At 60.2% G+C, this 22,540-nt stretch carries 21 protein-coding genes; 9 read left to right on the forward strand and 12 right to left on the reverse strand.

All coding sequences use genetic code 11. The features are described 5' to 3' along the window. Positions 1 to 140: 140 nt before the first annotated feature. From ACYZTZ_RS19240 to ACYZTZ_RS19250, 3 genes are all read left to right on the forward strand, one after another. A complete protein-coding gene (locus ACYZTZ_RS19240) occupies positions 141 to 1,967 on the forward strand; it encodes a glycoside hydrolase family 15 protein (RefSeq protein ID WP_461999392.1) in 1,827 nt (608 codons plus the stop codon). Between the two features lie 332 nt (positions 1,968 to 2,299). Beyond that, positions 2,300 to 2,689: a hypothetical protein gene (locus ACYZTZ_RS19245; RefSeq protein ID WP_056741965.1), complete on the forward strand. Its 390-nt coding sequence runs from the start codon at positions 2,300 to 2,302 to the stop codon at positions 2,687 to 2,689. 36 nt (positions 2,690 to 2,725) lie between these two features. Continuing rightward, on the forward strand, positions 2,726 to 3,628 hold the full coding sequence (locus tag ACYZTZ_RS19250; RefSeq protein ID WP_461999393.1) for an alpha/beta fold hydrolase: 903 nt from the start codon (positions 2,726 to 2,728) through the stop codon (positions 3,626 to 3,628). On the opposite strand, the gene ACYZTZ_RS19255 is transcribed toward ACYZTZ_RS19250, so the two are convergent. Continuing rightward, positions 3,597 to 4,580: a GlxA family transcriptional regulator gene (locus tag ACYZTZ_RS19255; RefSeq protein ID WP_461999394.1), complete on the reverse strand. Its 984-nt coding sequence runs from the start codon at positions 4,578 to 4,580 to the stop codon at positions 3,597 to 3,599. The genes ACYZTZ_RS19250 and ACYZTZ_RS19255 overlap by 32 nt on opposite strands. Before the next feature lie 90 nt (positions 4,581 to 4,670). Here ACYZTZ_RS19255 and inhA point away from each other — a divergent pair, with 90 nt between their 5' ends. Beyond that, positions 4,671 to 5,366 (forward strand): isonitrile hydratase, encoded by a 696-nt coding sequence (inhA, locus tag ACYZTZ_RS19260; RefSeq protein ID WP_461999395.1) that lies wholly within the window; start codon positions 4,671 to 4,673, stop codon positions 5,364 to 5,366. Between the two features lie 525 nt (positions 5,367 to 5,891). On the opposite strand, the gene ACYZTZ_RS19265 is transcribed toward inhA, so the two are convergent. After that, positions 5,892 to 6,692, reverse strand: coding sequence for an aminoglycoside phosphotransferase family protein (locus tag ACYZTZ_RS19265; protein WP_461999396.1), 801 nt, complete (start codon positions 6,690 to 6,692; stop codon positions 5,892 to 5,894). A gap of 7 nt (positions 6,693 to 6,699) precedes the next feature. Then, positions 6,700 to 7,188: an SRPBCC family protein gene (locus ACYZTZ_RS19270; protein ID WP_461999397.1), complete on the reverse strand. Its 489-nt coding sequence runs from the start codon at positions 7,186 to 7,188 to the stop codon at positions 6,700 to 6,702. A 196-nt stretch (positions 7,189 to 7,384) separates the two neighbouring features. On the opposite strand from ACYZTZ_RS19270, the gene ACYZTZ_RS19275 reads away from it, so the two are divergent. The 3 genes from ACYZTZ_RS19275 to ACYZTZ_RS19285 are packed head-to-tail and all read left to right on the forward strand — an operon-like array spanning position 7,385 to position 9,167. After that, the gene (locus tag ACYZTZ_RS19275) at positions 7,385 to 8,317 is read left to right on the forward strand and encodes an ADP-ribosylglycohydrolase family protein (protein ID WP_461999398.1); all 933 of its coding nucleotides are present in this window, start codon (positions 7,385 to 7,387) and stop codon (positions 8,315 to 8,317) included. Beyond that, positions 8,310 to 8,708 carry a GFA family protein gene (locus tag ACYZTZ_RS19280; protein ID WP_461999399.1) on the forward strand — a complete coding sequence of 133 codons (399 nt, stop codon included), beginning with the start codon at positions 8,310 to 8,312 and terminating at the stop codon, positions 8,706 to 8,708. Before ACYZTZ_RS19275 ends, ACYZTZ_RS19280 begins: the two co-directional genes overlap by 8 nt. A 57-nt stretch (positions 8,709 to 8,765) precedes the next feature. Further along, positions 8,766 to 9,167: a lysozyme inhibitor LprI family protein gene (locus tag ACYZTZ_RS19285; RefSeq protein ID WP_461999400.1), complete on the forward strand. Its 402-nt coding sequence runs from the start codon at positions 8,766 to 8,768 to the stop codon at positions 9,165 to 9,167. Between the two features lie 140 nt (positions 9,168 to 9,307). Here the strand turns inward: ACYZTZ_RS19285 and peaD are convergent, their stop codons facing one another. The 4 genes from peaD to peaA all read right to left on the reverse strand — a co-directional run bounded on the left by peaD (position 9,308) and on the right by peaA (position 13,882). Then, positions 9,308 to 10,426, reverse strand: a complete 1,119-nt coding sequence (gene peaD, locus ACYZTZ_RS19290) for a quinohemoprotein amine dehydrogenase subunit beta (protein WP_461999401.1) — start codon at positions 10,424 to 10,426, stop codon at positions 9,308 to 9,310. Positions 10,427 to 10,450: 24 nt separating this feature from the next. After that, a complete protein-coding gene (gene qhpC, locus ACYZTZ_RS19295) occupies positions 10,451 to 10,774 on the reverse strand; it encodes a quinohemoprotein amine dehydrogenase subunit gamma (protein WP_008145336.1) in 324 nt (107 codons plus the stop codon). 1 nt (position 10,775) lies between these two features. Continuing rightward, on the reverse strand, positions 10,776 to 12,206 hold the full coding sequence (gene peaB / locus ACYZTZ_RS19300) for a quinohemoprotein amine dehydrogenase maturation protein (RefSeq protein ID WP_046048405.1): 1,431 nt from the start codon (positions 12,204 to 12,206) through the stop codon (positions 10,776 to 10,778). A 95-nt stretch (positions 12,207 to 12,301) separates the two neighbouring features. Then, positions 12,302 to 13,882 carry a quinohemoprotein amine dehydrogenase subunit alpha gene (gene peaA, locus ACYZTZ_RS19305; protein WP_461999402.1) on the reverse strand — a complete coding sequence of 527 codons (1,581 nt, stop codon included), beginning with the start codon at positions 13,880 to 13,882 and terminating at the stop codon, positions 12,302 to 12,304. Positions 13,883 to 14,225: 343 nt separating this feature from the next. Between peaA and ACYZTZ_RS19310 the strand changes: the two genes are divergently transcribed. After that, entirely contained in the window at positions 14,226 to 14,582 is a 357-nt protein-coding gene (locus ACYZTZ_RS19310) for a hypothetical protein (protein ID WP_461999403.1), read from the forward strand. A 50-nt stretch (positions 14,583 to 14,632) separates the two neighbouring features. On the opposite strand, the gene ACYZTZ_RS19315 is transcribed toward ACYZTZ_RS19310, so the two are convergent. Continuing rightward, positions 14,633 to 14,887 carry a DUF1652 domain-containing protein gene (locus ACYZTZ_RS19315; RefSeq protein WP_008145342.1) on the reverse strand — a complete coding sequence of 85 codons (255 nt, stop codon included), beginning with the start codon at positions 14,885 to 14,887 and terminating at the stop codon, positions 14,633 to 14,635. 275 nt (positions 14,888 to 15,162) lie between these two features. Between ACYZTZ_RS19315 and ACYZTZ_RS19320 the strand changes: the two genes are divergently transcribed. Next, positions 15,163 to 16,653, forward strand: coding sequence for an aldehyde dehydrogenase family protein (locus ACYZTZ_RS19320; RefSeq protein ID WP_461999404.1), 1,491 nt, complete (start codon positions 15,163 to 15,165; stop codon positions 16,651 to 16,653). Positions 16,654 to 16,817: 164 nt separating this feature from the next. On the opposite strand, the gene qhpG is transcribed toward ACYZTZ_RS19320, so the two are convergent. From qhpG to ACYZTZ_RS19340, 4 genes are read right to left on the reverse strand one after another with little or no spacing between them, the layout of a single operon-like run. Next, on the reverse strand, positions 16,818 to 18,143 hold the full coding sequence (qhpG, locus tag ACYZTZ_RS19325; protein WP_461999405.1) for a flavin-dependent monooxygenase QhpG: 1,326 nt from the start codon (positions 18,141 to 18,143) through the stop codon (positions 16,818 to 16,820). Further along, positions 18,140 to 18,817: a subtilisin-like serine protease QhpE gene (qhpE, locus tag ACYZTZ_RS19330; RefSeq protein ID WP_461999406.1), complete on the reverse strand. Its 678-nt coding sequence runs from the start codon at positions 18,815 to 18,817 to the stop codon at positions 18,140 to 18,142. The genes qhpG and qhpE overlap by 4 nt, the downstream gene beginning before the upstream one ends. Continuing rightward, a complete protein-coding gene (locus tag ACYZTZ_RS19335) occupies positions 18,807 to 20,525 on the reverse strand; it encodes an ABC transporter ATP-binding protein (protein WP_461999407.1) in 1,719 nt (572 codons plus the stop codon). Before ACYZTZ_RS19335 ends, qhpE begins: the two co-directional genes overlap by 11 nt. After that, positions 20,525 to 22,429, reverse strand: a complete 1,905-nt coding sequence (locus ACYZTZ_RS19340) for a sigma-54-dependent Fis family transcriptional regulator (RefSeq protein WP_461999408.1) — start codon at positions 22,427 to 22,429, stop codon at positions 20,525 to 20,527. Before ACYZTZ_RS19340 ends, ACYZTZ_RS19335 begins: the two co-directional genes overlap by 1 nt. Positions 22,430 to 22,540 lie beyond the last annotated feature (111 nt).

Here is a 22,540-nt window from a genome sequence, read left to right on the forward strand (position 1 = left end):
GCTGCGATCTTTTGATCTGGGCGCTGAACTCTAGCCCCCCAAAACCAGTCAGCTAATTAGGCCCTCAACTCAACGCGATGACGTCGGCACCACCCTGTTCATCGACGGCGGCATGAGCCTTTATCCGGAGTTTCGCGGCAATGGCGGATCATCAACCCGAACGACAAAGCGCCATCGATGCCCATGGCATCATCGGCGACATGCGCAGCGCGGCACTGGTCAATGACAAAGGCAGCGTAGATTTTTTCTGTTGGCCGGAATTCGACAGCCCGTCGATCTTCTGCTCGCTGCTAGATACCCCTGAGGCCGGGATTTTCCAACTGTCCCCGGATTTGCCCGACGCGCGCCGCGAACAGATTTACCTGCCCGACACCAACGTGCTGCAAACCCGTTGGCTCAGCGACCGTGCAGTCGTCGAAGTCACCGACCTGCTGCCTATCGGCGACAGCGAAGATGACACGCCGGTGCTGATGCGCCGGGTGCGTGTGGTCAGCGGACAGGCAACGTTTCACATGCGCTGCGCGGTGCGTCATGACTACGCTCGCGCCAAGACCCGCGCACGCATGGATGAAGAGGACGTGACCTTCGAGGCCGCCAATCAGCCGTCCCTGCGCCTGTCTTCGGATCAGGCTTTACGCATAGACGGCCATGCGGCAGTCGCCGAATTCACCCTCGAACAGGACCAGAGCGCCGAATTCCTGCTCGGAGGTATCGACGACCCGCGGTTCAAGAAAGGCGCCGCCGCGATCTGCCTGGAACGGACCCTGAAGTTCTGGCGCGACTGGATCGGCCAATCCAACTACCGTGGCCGCTGGCGGGAAATGGTCAATCGCTCGGCCCTGGCGTTGAAGCTGCTGACCTCGCGCAAACATGGCGCAATCCTCGCCGCCGCGACCTTCGGCCTGCCGGAAACACCCGGCGGCGAGCGCAACTGGGACTACCGCTACACGTGGATCCGCGACGCCTCGTTCACCGTCTATGCGTTCATGCGCCTGGGCTTCGTTCAGGAAGCCAATGATTACATGCGCTGGCTGCGCGGGCGGGTCAGCGATTGCCACGGTAAATCGATGAAACTCAACATCCTCTATGCCATCGATGGCCGCCAGGAACTGCCGGAAACCGAACTCTCGCACCTCTCCGGTCATGGCGGCGCAACACCGGTACGGATCGGCAATCAGGCTTACGACCAGGTCCAGCTCGACATCTTCGGCGAGCTGATGGACGCGGTGTACCTGGTCAACAAATATGGCGACGCCATCTCCCATGAAGGCTGGAAACACACCGTGGAAGTGGTCGACCAGGTCTGCGAAACCTGGGAGCAAGAGGACGTCGGCATCTGGGAAATGCGCGGCGAACAGCATCACTTTCTACACTCGCGGCTGATGTGCTGGGTCGCACTGGACCGAGCCATTCGCCTCGCCTCAAAACGCTCACTGCCCGCCCCGTTCGCCCGCTGGGACCAGACCCGACAGGCGATCTACGCGGACATCTGGGAAAACTTCTGGAACGAAGAACGCGGGCACTTCGTCCAGCACATCGGCGGCACCGCGCTTGATGGCTCGATGCTACTGATGCCGCTGGTGCGCTTCGTCAGCGCCAAAGACCCGCGCTGGCTCGCGACCCTCGACGCCATCGAAAAGAATCTGGTGCGCGATGGCATGGTTTACCGCTATCGCAATGACGACACCCGGATCGACGGCCTCGATGGCACCGAAGGCGCCTTCGCCGCGTGCTCGTTCTGGTACGTCGAATGCCTGGCTCGCGCCGGACGGGTGGAAAAAGCGCATCTGGAATTTGAACAGTTGCTGAGGTATGCGAACCCGCTGGGGTTGTACGCCGAAGAGTTCGACAGCCATGCGCGGCATCTGGGGAATACGCCGCAAGCGCTGACGCATTTGGCACTGATCAGTGCGGCGTGTTTTCTGGATCGGAAATTGAGTGGGGAGAAGAGTTTCTGGCAGCCGTAAAACCGTGTTGCCTCCATCGCGAGCAAGCTCGCTCCCACATTTGATCTTTAGTGGCCACGAAATTTGTGTTCAACCGAGATTAAATGTGGGAGCGAGCTTGCTCGCGATGGGGCCATCAACCACAACATAAGACCGACTGAATACCGGCGAAAGAAACTTTGGCCGGTTTAGGCCAAGCTCCTACAACTACTAAACAGACTTTTCAACCGCACGAAGCACCTCATTTCTATAGCCTGAAAACGTTTGTTGCCACCCGTTACATCCACCCCTACCATCGACCATCAACGGGTACAGCGGAGCTGTCCAACAAAACCCGAATTCAAGGAACCAGAATGACCCAGCGCATCCACCGCAGCATTGACACCCCTCTCAGGTCCGGACTGAACCGCGACGAATTGTGGGAAGCCCAAGACAAAGGCCTGATCAAATGCTGGGAAATCGGCCGCCAACGCGCCGCCCGTTTCCCCGAACTCGCCCAACGCTGCCTTGCCGGCGAACTCCCGGTGCTGGGCTGGAAAGGTGGCGTCAGCCGCAGCCTGAAAAAACTCGAAAAATACGGATCCCTCAAGTACCTCGCTCAGTGGCAAGGGTTGCGCGGGGAAGATCTGGATGTTGATTTGGGTGAAGAACGGGCATTGACCTGTTCGCGGACCAACATGGTGGTGACGTTTACGCCGGATCGGTCGAAGTACTTCAATCAAGTGGCGGAAATTGAAGCCTAGGAAACAGGCGAAAAACAACCCTTTCTGGAGTGTCGAATGAACAATGAAGCGCTGATCCACTTCATCCAAACTCCAGGTTTGTCGCTCGCCTACGAAGAACACGGCCCCACCACCGGCGAGGCCGTCATCCTCCTCCACGGCTTCCCCTACTCCCCGCGCGCCTACGACGAAATCGCCCCAGCCCTCGCCGCCAAGGGCTACCGCGTCATCGTCCCGTACCTGCGCGGTTACGGCCCGACCCGGTTCAACCACCCCGACACCCTGCGCTCCGGACAACAAGCCGCCCTCGCCCAGGACCTGCTGGACCTGATGGATGCGTTGGCCATTAAACAAGCCGCCCTTTGCGGCTACGACTGGGGCGGTCGGGCGGCGTGTATTGTGGCGGCGTTATGGCCCGAACGGGTTCGTTGCCTTGTGACCGGCGACGGTTACAACCTTCAGGACATTCCCCATTCCACCGAACCGTTGGACCCGGAAACCGAGCACCGCCTCTGGTATCAGTACTACTTTCACACGCCACGCGGCGTCGAAGGCCTGACGAAAAATCGTCGAACCTTGTGCGAATTACTCTGGACGCTGTGGTCACCGACCTGGAAAAAAGGTCCTGAGTTGTACCCGTTAAGCGCACCGGCCTTCGACAACCCGGATTTCGTCGAGGTAGTGATTCACTCCTACCGCCACCGGTTCATGTACGCGCCCGGCGACCCGGCGCTGGAGTGGATCGAAGAAGCGCTGACCCGACAGCCGCCGATCAGCGTACCGACGATTTCCCTGTGCGGTGCCAACGATGGCGTCGGACCGGCACCGGAGATAGACGAAGACATCGCCCATTTCACCGGGCGTTATGAGCGGCGAGTGCTGGCGGGCGTCGGCCATAACATTCCCGAAGAAGCGCCCGAGGCAACGCTCAGAGCGTTACTGGATCTGCTGGAGGACTGACGCTGAAACGCTCGCGATAGGCCTGCGGGGTCACGCCCATGGCCCGCAGAAAACTGCGTCGCAGCGTCTCTTCGCTGCCGAAACCGCATTGCACCGCGACCCGTTTGACCGGTACGCCGGTATCGCTGAGCAAACGTCGGGCGGTCTCGACCCGAATCAGTTCGATGGCCCGGGCCGGAGTCTGGCCGGTGTCGGCGCGGTAGTGGCGGACGAAGCTGCGTTCGCTCATGCCGGCCTGCAAGGCCAGGGTCGGAACGCCGAGATCCTTGGTGAGATTTTCGCTGATCCATGCGTGAAGTTCGTCGAAGCGGTTGCCTTCCTTTTGCAAAGAGAGGGTCACGCTGAACTGCGACTGCCCGCCGGGACGTTTCAGGAACACCACCAATTGCCGGGCAACTTCCAGGGCCATCGTGCGGCCAAGATCTTCTTCGACCATGGCCAGCGCCAGATCGATACCGGCGGTGACCCCGGCCGAGGTCCAGACCGGACCGTCATTGATGAAAATCGGATTGGGCTCAACCTGCAGCCGCGGATGTTGCTGCGCCAACTGCTCGCAACGGGTCCAGTGAGTGACCACCCTCCGGCCATCGAGCCAGCCGCTGGCCGCCAGCAAAAATGCCCCGGTGCACACCGATGATACCCGCCGACACCCCGTCGCATGTTCACGTACCCACGCCACCAGCGGTTCATCTCGCGCCGCGTCGTAAACGCCCCAGCCACCGGCAATGATCAACGTGTCACTGCCCTCTTCGGGCAACGGCTCGGCCAACAGCGCCAGCCCCGCCGACGACATCACCGCCCCGCCGCCGCTGGCAATCACCGACGGCGCGTAAGGCGCCGGCAAGCCTTGCTGGCGGGAAATATCGTTGGCCGAGGCGAACACCTGCAATGGCCCGGTGACGTCGAGCAATTGCACATTGGCAAAGGCGAGCACGTGAATGGTTTTCGGCATGATTGGCGTAATTCGTGGGGTTATTGGCGTATACGCCAAATCCTACGAGCCTAAAGTGAAGTCGTCCACCCACTTCATGAGAAAAATGCCATGACGTTGCAGATCGGTTTTCTGTTGTTTCCACAGGTTCAGCAACTGGACCTCACCGGCCCTTACGACGTACTGGCCTCACTGCCGGACGTGAAGGTGCATTTGATCTGGAAGGACCTGATGCCGGTCACTGCGAGCACGGGCCTGGTGCTGAAACCGACCACCACCTTCGACGATTGCCCGTCACTGGATGTCATCTGCATTCCCGGCGGCAGTGGCGTCGGGCCGTTGATGGAGGATGAACAGACGCTGGCCTTCATCAAGGCGCAGGCCGCCACCGCGCGTTACGTCACGTCGGTGTGTACCGGCGCGCTGGTGCTCGGTGCGGCGGGTCTGCTGAAGGGCAAACGCGCCACTACTCACTGGGCCTATCACGAATTGCTGGCGCCTTTGGGGGCGATCCCGGTAAAGGATCGGGTGGTGCGCGACGGCAATCTGTTGACTGGTGGCGGGATCACGGCGGGCATCGATTTTGCCCTGACCCTGGCCGCGGAGCTGTTCGATAAGGACACGGCAGAGCTGGTGCAGTTGCAGCTCGAATACGCACCGGCACCGCCGTTTGCGTCGGGCAGTCCTGAGACGGCTCCGGTCAGAGTGCTGGAGGAGGCCCGCAAACGTGCTGCCGGGTCATTGAAACTGCGCTCGGAAATCACTGAGCGTGCAGCGGCTAAACTCGATCAATTGTCAGCTAGCTGATCCAGCCCGACCGGCAGCCAGTGCCTGGCTGCCGTTCCCCCCGGCCAAAATGAGGTACCGAGGATTTTCCATCGCCCATAAAAAAACCCGCCTAAGCGGGTTTCTCAAGACCATTTCGACATCCTGTCGGCAGCCGTCCTGGCCAATGGTCGATCATCCGTGATCCTGAGCGCTTCCTGCGACTCAGTTGATGGATCCAGATTAAACACATCGGTGACGCATCAAAAGACGACATACCCACACGCTGGTGTAAGCCATTGACCATTCCAGCCTTGAAGCCCTCTGCCAAGGCCTTTTCGGCAGGCGAAAAAAAACCCGCCGAAGCGGGTTTTTCCCAAGACCATTACGACTCCCTGTCGGCAGCGATTCCTTGCTTATGGTCGATCATCCATGATCCCGAGCACTTCCTGTGCTTCGGTTGATGAGGCTAGATTACGCTTCGGATCCAATGTGCAATAGACGACATAGCTACCATCGCGTGTAGGACATTCGCTATAGCCGCCCTTCCGAAAACCCTTAGACGGCTCAGGTATCGAGCATTGAAGCCGCGAGTTTAGCGGCCTGCAGCTGACCATCTGCCGCCAGGGTGTCGTCATCCTCGAGAAACCAGGCTGCCGACAATCCGGCAAACGCCAATACCCATTGCAGCAATCGTCGACGCTCGAGGCCAGCGGCGTCAGCCACCACCGCGACCTGCCTGTGGAAACGCTGCGGATCAGTCGCCGTCGGCAAGTCGGGATTACAGATCAGGTTGGCGTAATCGAATCCGCGCTCACCGATCACCCGCTTGGGATCGATGGCCAGCCAACCCCGCGGGCCGAAGTCCAGAACATTGTCGTGATGCATGTCGCCGTGCAGCACCACGACGTCTTGCGGTTCGGCCAACAAGGCTTCGGCAGTGGCGAGACTGAGGGAATAAGGGCCGCCAAATTGTTCAGCCGCCAAACGAAGCGACTTGAACCATGGCGCCAATGGAACCAGGAGTGGTGGTGGCGACGGCCGCGGCGCGTGCAGCCGCGCCAATGTCGCACACAGGATCTGGCTGGCTTCGTCGTCCTGTCCGTTGAGCGCCATGTGTATCAGCGATCGCTGGCCCATGGCACGCTCGATCAACAACCCGTCACCGTCATGGGCATAGACGTGGGCAGCGCCCTCGCCGCCCCACCAGGTCATCAACAGATTGCCGAATTTTTCCTCGGCATCGACCGCAATCTTCAACATCGCCGGCACATCACCCATGCGCACCGGCAATAAACGACTGCCGGGCGTGATGATCGGTTCACCGTCCGGCACCAGCGCCCAGCGATTCAGCCAAGGTTCGAACATGCAGCCATCACTCTTCCTGACGCTCGCGCGCCTTGGCACTGACTTTGAGAAATTCTTCGATATTACTCATCTGCTCATCCCAACCGCGGCTGTCCATGCGGAACGCCTTGAGTCGGCGCGTCTGAGGGATGTGATCGAAACCGGACTCGGTGACCTTGAGTAACGTGCCTTCATCCATGTCTTCGAGCTCGAACTTCACCAGCGTGGTGGGTTCCTGGGAGTAATCGATATCGGGCTCAATCGCGTACGGATGCCAGCGAAACGAAAACACCCGTTCCGGCTCGACCCGCTCCACCAGTACATTCCACAGCAAGTGCTCATAACCCGGGTACGTAATCTGCCCCTGGGTCCATTCACCGGCGACAAAACGCTTGCCCTCAAGCGCCACGCCAAACCACTGCCCAAAGGCTTCGGCATTGGCCAGCACACGCCAGACCTGCGAGCGCGGCGTTTTGAGCAGGATCTTCCTTTCGATGCGATCTGATGCTGGATTCATAAGTCACCTCCTGTACTGAACAGTAGGCCTGTAAGACCACAAGACCAACCCTAAAGTTGTATCAATCGGGTATCGCAATCAACCCTGTACGAAATATTCAGCTGCATTTCCAAGTGTAACTGCTGGTTTGAAAGCAAAACGAGTAGACCGAAACTGCTAACGTAAAAAACGAAATTGACTCAGGCAAGGACGATTCATGCAGCTTTCACTTACGGAGCGTTATCGCGGAGCCCTGCTGGGCCTGGCCTGCGGTGATGCCGTCGGCACCAGCGTCGAGTTCCAGCCACGCGGCTCGTTCAAGCCCCTGACCGAAATGGTGGGTGGTGGCCCTTTCAATCTGAAAGCCGGGCAATGGACCGATGACACCTCGATGGCGCTGTGCCTGGCCGAAAGCCTGCTGAGCAAAAACGGCTTCGAGGCGGCCGATCAGATGGGTCGTTACTTGAATTGGTGGCAATGGGGTTATCTGAGTTCAACGGGTGAATGCTTCGACATTGGCATGACGGTACGCGACGCCCTTTCGCGATTTCAGAAAACCGGGGAACCGTTCGCCGGCTCCACCGATCCCCGCACGGCAGGCAACGGCTCGCTGATGCGCCTGGTGCCGGTGGTGCTGTATTACTTTCCCCATCGCGACCGGATCCTGGCGTTTTCCGCCAACAGCTCACGAACCACCCACGCCGCACCGGAAGCGATCGAATGCTGTCAGTTGTTCGCCGAGCTGATCCACCGAGCGTTGCAAGGCGCGTCCAAGGCAGAAGTGCTCGGCTTGTCAGAAACGACATGCCTGGAACCCAAAGTTGCCGCCATCGCACGAGGCGATTATCTGGGTAAACCTGAACGCGAAATCCATGGCAGCGGTTACTGCGTTGCTTCACTGGAAGCGGCCCTGTGGTGCTTTCATCAGACTGACAGCTTTGAAGCGGTCATCCTTAAAGCCGCCAACTTGGGCGACGACGCCGATACCACCGCCGCCATTGTTGGCCAGTTGGCCGGGGCTCATTACGGTGTGCAGGCCATTCCCGACCGTTGGCTGAAGAAGTTACATTGGCGCGAAGACATCGAAGCCACGGCTGACGCTTTGCTGCGGGCAGCCACCCTCACGCAATCAGGAGCACGCGATGAATAGCCTGCATGGCAGCTGCTTGTGTAAAGCCGTCGAGTACCAAGTCGATAGCCTCGACATGCCCATCAGTCATTGCCACTGCCAAACCTGTCGCAAGGCACACGCGGCGGCATTTGCCTCGACAGCCGGGGTCATGCGCGAACATTTTCGCTGGACCAAAGGCCAGGACCGCCTGAGCAGCTACGAATCGTCGCCGGGCAAGCTTCGGCATTTCTGTTCGGTCTGTGGTTCACACTTGATGGCTGAGCGATTGGCCCAACCTCACGTTATCGTTCGTGTGGCGACACTGGACGATGACCCGAAAATGACGCCTCAGGCGCATATCTGGACGTCGCATGATGTGCCGTGGCTTGGCTATGAATCGATTAAAAAATGCCCCGAATGGCAAACATAAAGGGTCGAATACGGCACTAAACTGCATCCCGACTTTCCTGTCACAGCGAGAATCCCCATGCACCCACGCTTTCTTCTGGCACTGACGCCTCTGCTGTTCACCGCCGCTGCTTATGCGGTGGACTGCGACAACGCCACCGATCAGGCGACGATGAATGAGTGCGCGGCGCAGCAGCACAAAACGGCGGACAAGGAGTTGAATGCGCTTTACCAGCAGATCAACGAGCGTTTGAAGAGCAACCCCGAAAGTAAAAAGCTGCTGATCGGGGCGCAGCGTTCGTGGATTGCGTTTCGGGATGCCGAGTGCAAGTTCTCGAGCGCCGGGGTGGAAGGTGGGAGTGTGTATCCGCTGATCTACAGCAACTGTGTTACTGAATTGACCAAGGCGCGGGTTGAGACTTTCAAGAATTATTTGAAGTGCCAGGAGGGGGATATGAGTTGTCCGGTGCCTGGGGCTTGATGATTCTGTGATCTTGAGGGCCTCATCGCGAGCAGGCTCGCTCCCACATTGGATTTTCAGCGAACACCTATTTTGTGTACGACCGAAAACCACTGTGGGAGCGAGCCTGCTCGCGATGGCGTCAGTTCAGACGCCGCAAATTACCGGACAAACACCTGAGCGGTCGTGATCGCCATGTCCCCACCCGGCAACTTGATGCTGCCAATCTGCTTCATGCTCTCGGGATCAAAGATCGCCACATCATTAAACGTCCCCGCCAGATAAATCTTGCTGCCGTCCTTGTTGAACGAAATGCAGTAGTAGGAATGATCCAGCGTCGCCGCCTGGAGCATTTTCTTCTCCTTGATGTCGTACTTCGCCAAACGGTTGAGCACACCGAACATCAGGTTCGGATCCTTCGGCGAGCGCATGCCGCTGAAGTAGATTTCCGTCAGAGGGCCGAAGTCGGTGGTTTCGGTCTTGCCGGTTTTCAGGTCGATGCTGAACAGCCCGTAAAGGTACTCAGCCGTCAACGGGTCCTGCTTCTTGTCCTTGAATTTTGCCGCGGTGTAGAGCAGCGAGAAGTCATGGCGATAAGTCTGCTGGTTCCACACGTAGAGCACGTCCGGCGCGCTGTAGCCAGGACGTTTCCAGTGGCGGCTGGGGATCAGCACGTCGAACTTGCCGGTTTTCACATCGACCTTGTAGACGTCCGCCCCCGCCACATACAGCGCGCCGTCGTCACCGCTCTGCATGATGGTCAACTGCCGTGGCGCCGGGAAACTGCGCACGGGTTTGGCGCCCATGCCGGCGTCGGTGGCGTACACATCGAGCCGCGGTTGCTGCACTTCATAGCGGTCATTGAGCATCAACGTCGGGTTGGCAATGGTGAACAATTCCTTGCCGTCATGACTGAGGGTAAAGGCGAACATGGACCTCGCTTTCTCCCCCGGTTTCTGGGTGATGCTGGCGTGAAACACCTGTTTGCAGCTGTCGAGTTCAACGCCGTAGACATCGGCGTAGTGATTGTTCAACACGTAAGCGGTCTTGCGGTCCGGCGACAATTGGACGGTGCCGGGACCGAAGGCATCCGGCATCTTGCAGGTCTTGAACAGGGTGTCGGTGACCACGTCGATAACGTGCAGGTTGTTCGGGTAATTGGTGGTCAACATGTACTCGTGACCATCTTGTAGTGCGGTGTTTTCATCGGCCAGAACAGTGAGCGAACAGGCGCTCAGGACGGCGAATGCGGCCAGGCCGCAGGCTTTGATGCTAGGCATGCTGGAATCCTTTTATCTGACCGATTACTTGTCTTTTGGAAAGACAGTCCCGAGGTTGCGCCAGTTTTCGTTGGACGCCTGGGCATCCTTGTTCCAGTCCGGGTAGGTGCTCATCATGTCGGGCACCTGGGCCGGCCACCAGCAAGGGTCGGAACAGCCGTAAAGGTCGGCTTCCATCGGCTGGCACAGCGACGACACACCGCCAAAGGCGTCGATTTCCCAACCTGGGTCGGTGGTCGAGGCGCAGCCGGCGACGGAACTCATCGCCACCACTTCTTCGATGCGGTTTTCGGCCGCGGCCTCATCCAGTTTCAGCGCTTTATTATTGATTGCCTTGAGATGTTTCATATCAGTGAGCCTTGCGTGGAGTGATGTAGCTGCTGATAAACGCAGGGTTGTGGGCCATGATCCGGGTGTAGACCTCAATACCGAAGTCGACCCAGTCACGCATCAGTTCGCAGTAGTGATAGGTCGGATGGGTCGGATCGCCGTAACGGGCATAGCTCTCGTGGTAGCAGCCGCCGGAGCACAGATTGCGGATCTGGCAGTCCTCGCAACCCGTGTTAGTGCGGTCGAGGCGCTGGGACAGGAAGTCGTTCAACTCCACCTGCTTCACCCCGCTGTGAACGTTGCCGAAGGTTGGTAACGATGAGCCGGTAAAACGGTGGCACAGGTTCAATTCACCCTTGTGATCCACCGCCAGCATCTTCAGGCCCGCGCCGCAGGGCAGGGCTTTTTTGTGGCCTTCGTGGATGTCGGTGATCAACTGGTGCAGGTTGGAGAAACCGATGTTGCGGTGCTCCAGCGCCGCTTCCAGATAACGCCGGCCGAGCTTCTTCATGTTGGCGAAGACTTCGATCAACTCGTCGCTGGACAGGTTGAAGGTGCTGATGTCACCGGAGGTCACTGGGGCAAACCCGACCTCGGCAAAACCCAGTTCATTGAACAGGTGATCCCAGATGGTTTCGACGTCGGTGACGCCGGTGGTCAGGGTCACACGGGCACCGACCGGACGACTGTTGTAGCGCGATAGCAGCATCTCGGCCTTGCGCCGCACCACGTCGTAAGTGCCCTGCCCGCCCACGGTGATGCGGTTGCGGTCGTGCACGGTTTTCGGTCCGTCGATACTGACTGACAGGCCGAAACGGTGGGCGTTGAGGTAGTCCACGGTCTCTTCGGTAAGCAGCGTCGCATTGGTGGTCATGACGAACTCGACGAACTTGCCGGCCTCGCGGAAACGCTTCTCGCAATAGTCGACCATGTACTCGATCAGCTTGCGATTGCTCAGCGGCTCACCGCCGAAAAACACCACGGTAAAACGCTCTTCATCCGGCGACTCGCGCAGCAGCATTTCCACCGACGCGACCGCGGTTTCGACGTCCATTTTCTTGCCGGCCGACGGTTTGTCGAGGTCTTCCTTGTAGCAGTAGGTGCAGCTCAGATTGCAGCCGGTGTTGACGTTGAGCACCACGGTATTGATCGCCGTGCGCTCGACCCGTTTGGTGCCGATATCGGGGGTCAGCGGCGAGCCGTCGCTGACCAGTTCCAGGGACATCAACTCACGCAAGGTCTCGGTGATTTCTTCGCCGTTGAAACGTGACGACAAACGCTGGATCAGGTCGTCCGACGAACAGCCGGGACCGCGCAAGGTGTCGATGATGGTACCGGTCAGCTCATCGCTGGCGAACAGCGAACTGCTGGGGATGTGAAACAGCATGCGGTCAGCATCGACGTGCACTTCGTGCAGATTCCGCTCAACCAGATTCAAAATAGCGCCCATTGCAACCTCCTGTGCAAACCCCGTTCTACGGGGCTCACGGTCATTCCAAAAAAATGTCTGAAGCCGTTGAAGTCAGCCAGCTCACGTTTTCAAAATCATGGAATGGGTGGATTGTTCCAGCGTTGCACGGTGACGATCATGTGGCCTTCGCCGGTCAGGGATTTTCCTGCGTCGTCGACGGCGGCTATCACCTTGAGGTTGCCGGCATTGTTGGTGGACATTTTGCGCTGCGGGTTTGGCCCGGCATCGCCCGGAGTGAACACGCCGCTGTCAGCCTGCATGGTGCCGGCGAACTTGACGTCCTCGTCTTCCTTGGCACGGTCGTCGAAGGCTTCGACCGACCACTGCGCCGGGAATACGCCGATGCGATACGGCTTGCCATCGGAGCCCTTGCCCCAGGCTTCGGCATCAAAACGGCCCTGGACTTTCGGTGTCGAACCACCGCCCTCGCCGATCCGCGCCACCGAGAACTCGGGCACGACTTTGACTTCGGCGATCTTGCTGTAGACCGACAGGGTCGGGCCTTTCAGCGTGCCGACGGTGACGTTGCGCAGACCCGGTTGGGCATTCGCAGCGGCCTTGAGCTTGACGCGCAGGCGCTCTGGCGTCTGCTCCAGCACCTCGACCACTTCCACGCCTTTGCCGAAGTTCGGTTTGCCGGTGAGACCGCTGCCGACAAGGGTCACTTCCGTTTCGGCGCCAGCCTTCAGGTAACCCGGCTGTACCGCCAGCAAACGGCTGCTGCCCTGCTTGGCGGCGACGAAGTCCATACCTCGCTCATCATGCTCGGCCTCGAACATCCGGCCCTGCATCGCGTTGCCTTGGGCGGCGAACACCTGGCGCATGGTCACGCCGTCGATGGTCACGTTGCCGCGCCATTCGTAGCCGGTGTAGAGAATCGCGCTGCCATCGCCATTGAACGGACTGCCGTCGGCGTATTGGCCTTTGACGTTGACCTTGAACGTGTCACTGCCATCGGCCGTGACGCTCATCACACCGGCCAATTCACCCTTGCCCGGAAAGTGGCCGCTGAAACTCCAGTCACCGACCAGCGCTTGCGCTTTCGGCGCGGTGCTCAGCCATTTTTTCCAGGCCGGGTTGTCCAGCGGATACCGCTTGGCCAACAGCGGCACCATGTCTTTTCGAGCAAGGTCGAACCAATCACGGTCACGAGCCAGAGCCTGGTATTCCAGCGACGGCCATTGGCCGAGGTGGAAGTTCACCAGACGCTCCCATTCCTGGGCCGGACGCCGTTGCAGCGCGACCCGCGCACCGGAGTGGCAGCGGCCGCACATCTGGCTGGTCTGGTCGTCGAATTTCTCGACGGTATTGAGTCGACGCTCCAGCGCATAACGCACGCCGTCGGTCTCGCTTGGGGCCAGGCCTTGAGTGTCGGCCAGGTATTTGACCAGGGTTCGGCGGTCGTCATCGCTGATCTGCAAACCGTGCATGGTTTGCATGCGGGCGATGCTCATCAACCAGCCTTCAGGGGTTTTGCGCTGGTGGCTGATGCGGCTCAGGGCATTATCGGCTTCGGGGGTATGACAGCCCTGACAGGTTTCCTTGAGGATGGTCTGAGCGTCGCGGGCTGCCAGGCTGTAAGGCGAATGCAGCGCCACACAAGCGGCCACGGCCAGCAGACTGGCACTCAGGCCTGATCGGAGTTTTCTCTTCATCAACGTCGAACCTCGCACGGTGCTTTCTTATTTTTGTGGCTTATCGTTTTTATGGTTTCTGCCGTCGGCGGCGCACCGCTGACGGAGGCAAGAGAAACGTCTGCAATGAGCAATACACGGAGCGTGCCAGCTTGCCGATTACCTTTTTAATCAAGGAGTTGCGCGAAGATGACTGCTTTGCGCCATCGCTGAACGAGATCGCCTGCGTCTAATATCGCGACAGTTGTTGCAGTCTGAGACAGCATAGATGGCCTGACCGGAACAGCTCATCGGCCGGCGATTGACGCCGATCCCTTGCAAGCGCGAAATGGTTGTTCACCGATTGCCACCAGGGGATAAAAAAATGGCAAGCATCACTGTCCTGGCGGGGGACTTTCTGCAGGGTGATGGAGAGTACAGAGACGGCGTTTTCACCCTCAGAACGTCGCTTCACCCATGGCCTGGCATTACCCTCCCGCTCTCATCGTTCAAGAGCGTGGAAGTGGCCAACGAGGATTCGATCAACAACATCAAGGATGCCATCGGCTTTGGCGTGGCCGGGGCCATGCTGTTGGGGCCCATCGGCGCAATCGCCGGGTTCATGCTGGCCGGCAAGGAAACCGAAGTGACCTTTCTGGCGACGCTCAAGGACGACAGAAAGTTGTTGGCTGCCGTGGATGGCAACACGTTCGAAGAAATTTCCCGGAAGTTTGCAGACTGAACAATCGGCGCGGGCCGCACCGTTGTCCCACGGTGCGGCGTGACGCCGATTCAGATGTCATAGGTGGGGGAAACGCTTTTGTGTACGTCGATCTCGTGCTGCATGTCCGCCACCAGCGACGCGATCGCATGGGGACTGTCCAGTGTCCACAGGGGAACGTGGGTGGCCACAATATCCACTTTGCCGGTCATGCAGTCGCAGACCCGAATCGTCAGGGACTGGTCCGCCGCCATGGTGCAGGTGCACACGGACGGCAGAAAACTGTGTTCAATGATGTTTTGAATTTCCAGGGTTGAAAGGAACATCGTTACCTCCCTCACGCCAGATGTATTGCCGGATGAACGGTCCGTCATTTCACCCACCTATCCTGAAAATTCTAGTCCTCAATAATAGGTACCTCAAGGTCGCAACCCGGTTGCTCGTCGTCTCATAGCTGTCGCAATTTGCAACAACCTCACAGCGCCCGCGACTCCCTTGACCGCCCCAAAACCCCGCCGACCAAGGGCGGTTCTGCCTTTTCGGGCACTTGGCACAGCCATTGCGAAAGCCCTCGTTCTCACGAACAACAAGAGGTCTCGCCATGCCCCTCCCTTATTTGCTTCCCGCCACCTCGGCGTTCATCCAGCGCGCCCCGCGCATGCTCATCGGCGGCGATTGGGTCGAGGCCGCCGACAGCCAGACCATGCCCCTGCACAACCCGGCCACCGGCGAAGTGCTGTGCGTCGTGCCGCGGGCCACGCCTGAGGATGTCGACCGCGCCGTGCTCGCTGCGCGTCAGGCCTTCGATGATTCGGCCTGGACCCGCACCCGACCTCGGGAACGGCAGAACCTGCTGTGGAAACTCGCTGATCTGATGGAGCGCGACGCCGAACTGCTGGCGCAACTGGAATGCCTGAACAACGGCAAAAGTGCGGCGGTGGCCCAAGTGATGGACGTGCAACTGTCCATCGACTTCCTGCGTTACATGGCCGGTTGGGCGACCAAGATCGAGGGTTCCAGCGTTGAAGTGTCGTTACCGTTGATGCCCAACGATCAATTCCACAGTTTCATCCGCCGCGAAGCGGTGGGCGTGGTCGGCGCCATCGTTGCCTGGAACTTCCCGCTGCTGCTTGCCTGCTGGAAACTCGGCCCGGCCCTGGCCACCGGTTGCACCGTGGTGCTCAAACCCGCCGACGAAACCCCGCTGACCGCACTGAAACTGGCCGAACTGGTGCTGGAAGCCGGTTACCCCGAAGGCGTGTTCAACGTGGTCACCGGCACCGGCATCACTGCTGGTTCCGCCCTGACCCACAACCCGTTGGTGGACAAGCTGACCTTCACCGGCTCCACCGCCGTGGGCAAGCAGATCGGCAAGATCGCCATGGAGTCCATGACCCGGGTGACCCTGGAATTGGGCGGAAAATCACCGACCATCGTCATGGCCGACGCCGACCTGAAGTCCGCCGCAGCCGGCGCCGCCAGCGCGATTTTCTTCAATCAGGGACAGGTGTGCTGCGCAGGTTCGCGGCTGTATGTGCAGCGCAAGCATTTCGACAATGTGGTGGCGGACATCGCCGACATCGCCAACGCCATGAAACTCGGTAACGGACTGGACCCTAGCGTCGAGATGGGGCCGCTGATCTCGGCGCGTCAGCAGGAACGGGTTTACGGGTACATCGAAAAGGGTCGGGAAAGCGGCGCGACCATCGCTTGCGGTGGTGAGCAGTTCGGGCCGGGGTTCTTCGTTAAACCGACAGTGATTGTGGATGTCGATCAGAAGCACTCGCTGGTGCAGGAGGAGATCTTCGGGCCGGTGCTGGTGGAGATTCCGTTCGATGATGAAGCCGATGCGTTGCGCATGGCCAACGACAGTCCGTATGGGCTTGGGGCGAGTATCTGGTCGAACGATCTAGCGGCGGTGCACCGGATGATTCCGCGGATCAAGTCGGGTTCGGTGTGGGTGAATTGCCACAGCGCGCTGGACCCGGCGTTGCCGTTTGGTGGGTACAAGATGTCGGGGGTTGGACGGGAGATGGGGTATGCGGCGATTGAGCATTACACCGAGTTGAAGTCGGTGTTGATTAAGTTGTAGGGGTGTTGAGGTGAGGGGTTGGAATGGATGTGCAATTCAAGATCCACCCCTCACCCCAGCCCTCTCCCCAATGGGGAGAGGGGGAAAGGGAGCAGATCTTCATGGTTTTCGAACCTGAGTACGACTCGATATTTCAGGTCGATGTAGCTCTAAGAACACCTCGGTCAGTCCCCTCGCCCCCTTGGGGAGAGGGTTAGGGTGAGGGGTCGATATCCCTGACTCAACAACCAACTCCTGACCACCCGTCCTTGCTCCACCGTCAACCCGGCCAAAACCTGCTCGGCCGGTTCGGTCCGCAACCGCCGCACTAACGGCGCCAGTTCAACCCCTTGCACATGCCAGATCCCCAGCGGCTGATCCGCCGTGATCACCACCTCAGCCTCATCCACAAACCCCTCTTTCAACACCGGCGCGCGCTCAATCCTCAGCGAGGAAAAATCCGCCTCGGCATGCGCCACTTCAGCATCCGGCCACTGCCGGCGCGCAAGCCAGAATGGCTGCTGCAACCAACTCTGCTCATCGGCATAAAAATCCCGCCCGATCCGCGCAAAACGTAAAAACAACTGCTCCACCCGTTGCTGATGAAAGCGCTGAGCCAGCGCCGCTCGCTCGGGTTTACGCAACAACGTGTTGATCACCGTCGGCGCCTGTAACGCTGACGACAAGGACTGAAAAATCCCGTTGCCCGACAGCGGATCCACCGCCATCGCCGCATCCCCTACCCGAATCCAGTTTTCGCCACACACCTGCGGGCACAAAATCGCCGTGCTGCTGCGCGCATGCAGCTGTAGATCGACCTCAGGCTCGACACCGAAAAACGCTCGCGCCAACGCCGAGCCTTGGCGCCGTTGACGACAGTAGTCGAGCAACATCGCCTTGCCCGGCAATTCAGCACTGGCCACGTCCACCGTCCATTGCCAGTAACACTGACCGTCGGCTCGCCGGGCCATCCAGGCCCAGCCGTCCTCAAGGCTTTCCACCGCACTAGCAGTGCTGCCCGGCGTACCTTGCCAGCGATTGAGCAAGCTGACCGTCTCCGGTCCGCGCAGGCCTTTGCCAAGCGCCGGCGCCTGACGCCCACGCGCCTCAACCAGAAAATCCGCCAGCAGCGCCTCGCGCCCTTCGACCTCGATCCGATGGCCCGAAACCGATGACTGCACCGTCAACACACGGCCTTCGATCAGCTCAACGCCAGCCAGGCGCAGATCCTCGCGCAAGCCTCGATCAAAGCTTGGGCGATCCAGTAAAAATTCGATGTTCTGCGCATGCTGCTGGCCGTTCCATGACACCTGTCGTTGGGACGGCAGCGCCGCATCCGCCAAGGCTTGATGAAGCCCCGCGCCACGCAAGGCCTCCAGCACCCGAATGGAAACGCCTTCCAGCGCCGCAAACCGCCGCCATTCACTGACCAGCGTCACGGGATAACCGAGCCGACGCAAACCCAAGGCAACCGCCGCTCCCGCTGGCCCTGCGCCAAGAATCAAAATCATGCTCCGAAGCGCCGTTCAGGGCCGCGATAACGGGCATTCTCCCGCAGCCATTCGATGATGTGTTCGTTGCTCGCCTCGGGATGTGCAACCAGAAAACCCGCAATGTGCCCGCTCAACGCCGCACAGCCGAGACTGGCGCCGGACTGCCCCGGATAGGTGCCATGCACACACGCCGCGAAATCCGCCTGAGCGCTGTTGAGCCACGACCATTCCTGTTCGGCACAACGCGCATCGCCGGTGACTCGCAGCACCTGTGGATAATTCGCCGGAAACACGCCCTCGCCCTGCGCCGGGCTCGACGCACAGAGCAAAACACCTCGCGCTACCGCCAACCCACAGGCTTCACGCAACAGGCTGCGATCCTGACGCAGCCCGAGGCTCAAATTGATCAGCCGAACGTCCTGCGCCACCAGCCAGTCAATCGCTGTAGCGATCTGCAACGCGCTGGTGACCCCACGCTGGTCGAACACCTGAGCCACGCAAAATACCGCCGAAGGCGCCCGCCGACCGATGGCCTCGACCACCGCGCTGCCGTGGCCCAGCGGATCGTCGCGCAAGTCGCTTTCGGCCAGGCCATCCGCCAGCAACGAGAAGCGCCGCCCGGCGACCACTTGCACCCGCTGCGCCGCCGAGTGACCGCTGTCCACCACGCCAATCCGCAGCTCAGGCTTCATGCAGCACCGTTTTTGAAGTGAGTACGCCGTCGAGCAATTCAAAGCGCAAATCGGCATCGGCCAAGGTTGAAGGACGGTGGCTGATGAGGATCCGCGTACGCCCGGCAAACAGTCGGTCGATGGCTTCGATGACTTCGCGCTCGGTGGCTTCATCCACCGCCGAGGTCGCTTCGTCCAGCACCAGAATCAATGGATCCTGCAACAGCGCCCGGGCGATGGCGATGCGTTGTTTCTGCCCGCCGGACAACTGCTGACCGCGTTCGCCCAACGGACTGTCGAGGCCTTCGGGCAACGACTCGATCAGGCTGTCGAGTTGCGCCAGCCGAGCCACTTCGGCAATCGCTTCACGGCTGGCGTCCGGCACCGCGTAGGCCAGGTTGTCGGCAAGGCTGCCGCGAAACAGCACGATGTCCTGACTGACCACCGCAATCCGCCGACGCAGCTGGAACAGGTCCAGTTCGCGCAGATCGACCTCCCCCAGCAACACCCGACCGGACTGCGGGTCGTGGTGCCGTTGCAGCAGGTCGATCAGGGTCGTTTTACCGACCCCGGAGCCGCCGCTCAGGGCGACTTTCAAACCGTAGGGAATTCTCGCTTCGATCCCGCGCAATGTCGTCGGGCGACCGGGATGGCTGAAGTGCACGTCGTCGAAACGCAGCTCGCCAGAGGTCGGCATCGGTTGCGGCGTGACCGGCGTGAGAACGGTCGGCTCTTCGCCACGTAATTCCATCACGCGCCCGAGGCTGACGGTCATTCGTTGGACCGCGACATAGAGCCCCAGCAGGCTCTGCACCGGTCCGACGGCCATGCCCAGGTAGGTGGAAAACGCGATCAGCGCGCCCAGTTGCCACGTCCCCTGCACCACCCAATATCCGCCGATCAGGAACGCGCAGGCACGAGACAGAGACGTCAGTGTGCCCGGCACCGCCTGAGTGAAAAACTCGGTGACTTGCAGGCGCAGCAACTGGCTCATGTAGCCTTGGCCCAATGTCTCCAGGCGCCGCGATTCACGCTGTTGCTGGCCGGCAGACTGAATGAATTTCATCACTGGCAAAGTCTCGACCATAAACGAGGACATGTCCGCCGAACGCTCGCGCAATTGCCGCACATCCCGTTCGACCTTGCGCCGCATCCAGCGCAACCAGAGTACGTCGAGGGGAATCAGCACCAGCGCCAGCAACGAGAGTTTCCACGACAGGGTCAGCAGCATCGCCACGGCACAGACCAGACCGATCACGCTCGACACCGCTGAGAACAAGGAGTCCACGGCAAAGCGCTGGATCTCAGCGACGTCGCCATCGAGGCGTGACATCAGGTCACCGATGCGGCGCTGTCCGTAGAAACTCGGCGAGAGCGTTTGCAGATGTCGATAAAGGTCATCGCGCAGGGCAAACAGAATCCGTCCGGACAGCCGCGTGTGCAGGTAACGATTGATCCCCGACAGCGCAGTGCCCAACAACCCGGCCACAATCATCAGCCCGGCGATCAGCACCAGCATTGGAAAGTTGCGTGCGAGCAAACCATCGTCGATCAGCAGTTTGGTCAGCCAAGGCTGGACCAACACCAGCAACGAGGCGCAGACCGATAACCCGAGCAACCCGGCAATCGCCAGACGATGCGGCCGCACGAAGCTGTAGAGCCAGCGCAATGCCGCTTGCAGGGCTTCGGGGTTCTGGCTGTCGATCAGCCGAACGATCAAGCGCTGCATCACGAGCGCAACTGTTTGAGCTTGCGATACAAGGTCGCGCGGCTGATGCCCAAGGCGTCGGCGGCGGCCGAGACGTTGCCCTGGTGAGTGTCCAGGGACTGGCGAATCAGCTCCAGTTCATTTTCGCGAATGCTGCCGGCCTGAGGACGTTCGCTGGCGCTCAACTCGTCGAGCATGCTGTCGGGCAAGTGGTCGAGGGTGAGTACGGTGTCCCCCGGCTCGCGCATGGCCAGTGCAGTGCGCAGGACCATTTCCAGTTGGCGAATGTTGCCCGGCCAGTGATAGCCGCCGAGCAAGCGGTTCAAATCGTCATGCAGGACCATCGTCGGCGCATCCAGCTTGGCCAGCAGGCGAGCGACCAAACCGCTGAAATCCTCACGCTCGCGCAGAGCCGGGAGCATCACGCTGATGCCGTTGACGCGGTAGAACAGGTCCTCGCGGAAGTGTTTGTCTTCGACCAGTCGCTTGAGGTCGCGGTGCGTGGCGCAGATCAATGCGACGTCGATGTCTTGCTCTTCACCGGCGCCCAACGGTGCCACTTTGCGGTCCTGCAACACCCGCAGCAGACGGGCCTGCAAGGCCAGCGGCATGTCGCCGATTTCGTCGAGAAACAAGGTGCCGCCATGGGCCTGTTGCAGACGACCGATCATGCCGCCGCGACGCGAGCCGGTGAACGCGCCTTCGCGGTAGCCGAACAATTCCGACTCGATCAGGCCTTCGGGGATCGCCGCACAGTTCACCGCGACAAAGGGTTTATCGCAGCGGGTGCCGGCCATGTGCAGGGCGCGGGCGATGACTTCCTTACCGGTGCCGGTTTCGCCCAGCAGCAACACCGGCAGCTCATTGGCCAGGCCTTGACGGGCCATGCGCAACGCTCGGGCATACCGGACATTGCTGCCGGCCAGGGATTCGAGATCCGGTTGTGCTTTGGCGGTTTTCGCTGTGCTGCGCGGCGGCGTACTGAGGTTGATCGAACGCTGCGGCGCACGCAGGGTTTTGTAGAAGAACTCGCCTTTGGCCGTTTGCAAACTGCCGACACCGCCCTGATGCAGTCGCGACAGAAGTTGCAGGCCATCGACGCCCAGAAACTCTTCACAGCGTCGACCGACCAGCGCCGAGCGCTCGGCGTGGAGCAACTGACAGGCCTGGGCGCTGACCGCGAGAATCTGCCCGCCAAGGCTCACCGCCAGCAGACCCTGCCAAGGGGATTCGAGGTATTGCCGACGGCTGTGGAAAGCCAGGACGATTTCGTCTGGATAACTGGCATTGAACACCCGACTTTCGATCTGGCTGACGGCCATGGCCAGCAACGCGGTGCTGTCGTGGACACGACCGAGCGGGCCTTCGCGGGTCAGGTCGAGTACGCCGAGAATATCGCCTTGGGGGCAATGGATCGGCACCGAGGTGCAAGAGAAATCGGTCAGGCGATCGAGGTAATGTTCGCCGCAATCGATCATCGTTGGCCGGGCTTCCACCAGTGCAGTGCCCAACGCATTGGTGCCGCGAGCGGCTTCGCTCCAGCAGGCGCCAAGGGTGATGTCTTGCAGGCCGCTGCCCTTGAGGCGATCGGCGCGGCCTTCGACAGCGAGGATGGTGGCGTCGGAATTGGCGAGGATGATCAGCCCTTCCTTGCCCTGACGTTCAGCCAGGTAGTCGATGGCCGGCAATGCCGCATCGATCAGCAGCCGATTGCTCGCCAACAGCACGTCGAGGCTCGCGCTCGATTCCAGCGCCAGCTCGTGCTTGGCATTGAAATGCACGCCATGGCTGAGGCTACGCCGCCACGACGCATCGATTTCCGCCCGCAACACGCCATCCGGGACTTCGCCCTCGAGATGGAGTTTTTCCCGGGCCAGCCGGGCTTCGTGGTGCAGCTTGGGAGGAGTTGTTTTTATTAGCGTCATCAAGCGCTCCGGATCGGTCCGCCCTGCGCTTTTTTAAGATCAGCGCCCTGCCGCAATCTTTACGTTAACGTCAGGGCGATGGCAAGTGCCTTACGGCGCTTGTGTTCCGTC

This window comes from Pseudomonas sp. LB3P58, from assembly GCF_054897895.1.

Bases quoted from the DNA above. Each gene is read 5' to 3' on its own strand.
- ACYZTZ_RS19240 (WP_461999392.1), top strand. From the start codon at position 141: ATGGCGGATCATCAACCCGAACGACAAAGCGCCATCGATGCCCATGGC.
- ACYZTZ_RS19245 (WP_056741965.1), top strand. From the start codon at position 2,300: ATGACCCAGCGCATCCACCGCAGCATTGACACCCCTCTCAGGTCCGGA.
- ACYZTZ_RS19250 (WP_461999393.1), top strand. From the start codon at position 2,726: ATGAACAATGAAGCGCTGATCCACTTCATCCAAACTCCAGGTTTGTCG.
- ACYZTZ_RS19255 (WP_461999394.1), bottom strand. From the start codon at position 4,580: ATGCCGAAAACCATTCACGTGCTCGCCTTTGCCAATGTGCAATTGCTC.
- inhA (WP_461999395.1), top strand. From the start codon at position 4,671: ATGACGTTGCAGATCGGTTTTCTGTTGTTTCCACAGGTTCAGCAACTG.
- ACYZTZ_RS19265 (WP_461999396.1), bottom strand. From the start codon at position 6,692: ATGTTCGAACCTTGGCTGAATCGCTGGGCGCTGGTGCCGGACGGTGAA.
- ACYZTZ_RS19270 (WP_461999397.1), bottom strand. From the start codon at position 7,188: ATGAATCCAGCATCAGATCGCATCGAAAGGAAGATCCTGCTCAAAACG.
- ACYZTZ_RS19275 (WP_461999398.1), top strand. From the start codon at position 7,385: ATGCAGCTTTCACTTACGGAGCGTTATCGCGGAGCCCTGCTGGGCCTG.
- ACYZTZ_RS19280 (WP_461999399.1), top strand. From the start codon at position 8,310: ATGAATAGCCTGCATGGCAGCTGCTTGTGTAAAGCCGTCGAGTACCAA.
- ACYZTZ_RS19285 (WP_461999400.1), top strand. From the start codon at position 8,766: ATGCACCCACGCTTTCTTCTGGCACTGACGCCTCTGCTGTTCACCGCC.
- peaD (WP_461999401.1), bottom strand. From the start codon at position 10,426: ATGCCTAGCATCAAAGCCTGCGGCCTGGCCGCATTCGCCGTCCTGAGC.
- qhpC (WP_008145336.1), bottom strand. From the start codon at position 10,774: ATGAAACATCTCAAGGCAATCAATAATAAAGCGCTGAAACTGGATGAG.
- peaB (WP_046048405.1), bottom strand. From the start codon at position 12,206: ATGGGCGCTATTTTGAATCTGGTTGAGCGGAATCTGCACGAAGTGCAC.
- peaA (WP_461999402.1), bottom strand. From the start codon at position 13,882: ATGAAGAGAAAACTCCGATCAGGCCTGAGTGCCAGTCTGCTGGCCGTG.
- ACYZTZ_RS19310 (WP_461999403.1), top strand. From the start codon at position 14,226: ATGGCAAGCATCACTGTCCTGGCGGGGGACTTTCTGCAGGGTGATGGA.
- ACYZTZ_RS19315 (WP_008145342.1), bottom strand. From the start codon at position 14,887: ATGTTCCTTTCAACCCTGGAAATTCAAAACATCATTGAACACAGTTTT.
- ACYZTZ_RS19320 (WP_461999404.1), top strand. From the start codon at position 15,163: ATGCCCCTCCCTTATTTGCTTCCCGCCACCTCGGCGTTCATCCAGCGC.
- qhpG (WP_461999405.1), bottom strand. From the start codon at position 18,143: ATGATTTTGATTCTTGGCGCAGGGCCAGCGGGAGCGGCGGTTGCCTTG.
- qhpE (WP_461999406.1), bottom strand. From the start codon at position 18,817: ATGAAGCCTGAGCTGCGGATTGGCGTGGTGGACAGCGGTCACTCGGCG.
- ACYZTZ_RS19335 (WP_461999407.1), bottom strand. From the start codon at position 20,525: ATGCAGCGCTTGATCGTTCGGCTGATCGACAGCCAGAACCCCGAAGCC.
- ACYZTZ_RS19340 (WP_461999408.1), bottom strand. From the start codon at position 22,429: ATGACGCTAATAAAAACAACTCCTCCCAAGCTGCACCACGAAGCCCGG.